This is a genomic window from Faecalitalea cylindroides ATCC 27803 (assembly GCF_000469305.1).
Taxonomy (GTDB): domain Bacteria; phylum Bacillota_I; class Bacilli_A; order Erysipelotrichales; family Erysipelotrichaceae; genus Faecalitalea; species Faecalitalea cylindroides.
The window spans coordinates 1-1,606 of the sequence record NZ_KI270973.1 but is presented as its reverse complement, the minus strand read 5'-3'; the positions used below and the strand labels follow the sequence as shown (position 1 = coordinate 1,606).

General features: G+C 38.6%; 3 protein-coding genes. All 3 read right to left on the bottom strand.

What is annotated here, in order from left to right:
* A partial coding sequence (gene rplB / locus HMPREF0367_RS01815) for a 50S ribosomal protein L2 (protein WP_035400586.1) occupies positions 1-831 on the bottom strand: 831 nt, incomplete at its 3' end.
* 59 nt (positions 832-890) lie between these two features.
* The gene (gene rplW / locus HMPREF0367_RS01810; protein ID WP_015535566.1) at positions 891-1,184 is read right to left on the bottom strand and encodes a 50S ribosomal protein L23; all 294 of its coding nucleotides are present in this window, start codon (positions 1,182-1,184) and stop codon (positions 891-893) included.
* Positions 1,184-1,606, bottom strand: a 423-nt coding sequence (gene rplD, locus HMPREF0367_RS01805) for a 50S ribosomal protein L4 (RefSeq protein WP_035400584.1), incomplete at its 5' end; no start/stop codon positions are given. The genes rplW and rplD, both read right to left, overlap by 1 nt.

The window sequence follows — 1,606 nt, the reverse complement described above, 5'->3', positions numbered from 1 at the left end:
AAATAATGCCCATATGATTACGATCAATTTCGTACTAGCTTTCTTATTACGACGTGTCTTAACACCCAATGCTTTTTTACCCCAAGGAGTCATTGGAGATTTACGTCCGATTGGTGTGCGTCCTTCACCACCACCATGAGGGTGATCATTAGGGTTCATAACAGAACCACGAACTGTTGGACGGATACCTTTCCAACGGTTACGACCTGCTTTACCAATATTTACCAATGAGTAATCTTCATTACCAACGATACCTACTGTAGCACGGCAGTTACCTAATACCTTACGAACTTCACCAGAAGTTAAACGTAAAGTTACATATTTTTCTTCAATACCTAGGATCTGAGCAGAACATCCAGCACTACGTGCAAGCTGTCCACCTTTACCAGGTTTTAATTCTACGTTGTGAATGAATGTACCTTCAGGGATGTTACGAAGTTCCATTGCATTACCAACTTTGATATCAACTTCAGCACCAGAAATAACAGTCATTCCAACTTTTAGATCTTTAGGTGCGATGATGTATCGTTTTTCACCATCTGCATAATTCAACAATGCAATGTTTGCAGAACGGTTTGGATCGTATTCGATCGTAGCTACTTTAGCTGGGATACCATCTTTATTTCGTTTGAAATCGATGATACGGTAAGTTCTTTTATGTCCAGAACCTTGATGACGTGTTGTAATACGTCCTGTGTTGTTACGACCACCTTTTGATTTAAGTGGAGCTAACAAGCTTTTTTCTGGCTTAGAAGTTGTAATTTCTTCATAAGTCAAAGATGTCATTCCACGACGTCCAGGTGTCGTTGGTTTATACGTTTTAATTGGCATAAACTTTCTTTATCCTCCTTATCGCAATATTTATTCAGGAAATAGCGTCTTCTCCCTGATTATTCAGCTTCACCAAACAAATCGATTGTTGAACCTTCAGCCAACTTAACGATTGCTTTATGAACTGCGTGTGTTTTACCTGTGTATCTTCCAACACGTTTTGTTCTTGGCTTTACATTTAGCATGTTAACTTTTTCAACTTTAACATTCCAAATAGCTTCAACTGCCTGACGAACTTCAATTTTGTTAGTTCCTTTTGCTACTTCAAAAGTGATCTTGTTGTCATCAGCCATCAACTTCATACTTTTTTCAGTAATGATAGGGCGAATGATTACATCTCTAAAGTCTTTCATTATGCCAAGGCCTCCTCAACTTCTTTAACGGCTGCACTAGTCATAACGATTGCATTTGCATTTACTAGATCAAATACGTTGATTCCTGTAGAAGTTAACATCATAACTCCTGGAATATTACGTGCTGACAAGTAAGCATTTGTAGCTTCTTCGTTTTCAGCTACAACGAACAATGTTTTCTTAGGCGCCTTGATTGCTTCCATAATTGAAACAAATGTTTTTGTTTTTGGTTCAGAAATTTCGAACTTATCTAGTACGCTTAAAGCTTGAGCAGCAAGTTTTTCACTTAATGCTGATTTAACTGCCAAGCGACGAACTTTTTTATTAATTGTGTATTTGTAGCTGCGTGGTGTAGCACCAAATACTGTTCCACCACCTCTGAACTGAGTGGCACGGATTGAACCCTGACGAGCACGTCCAGT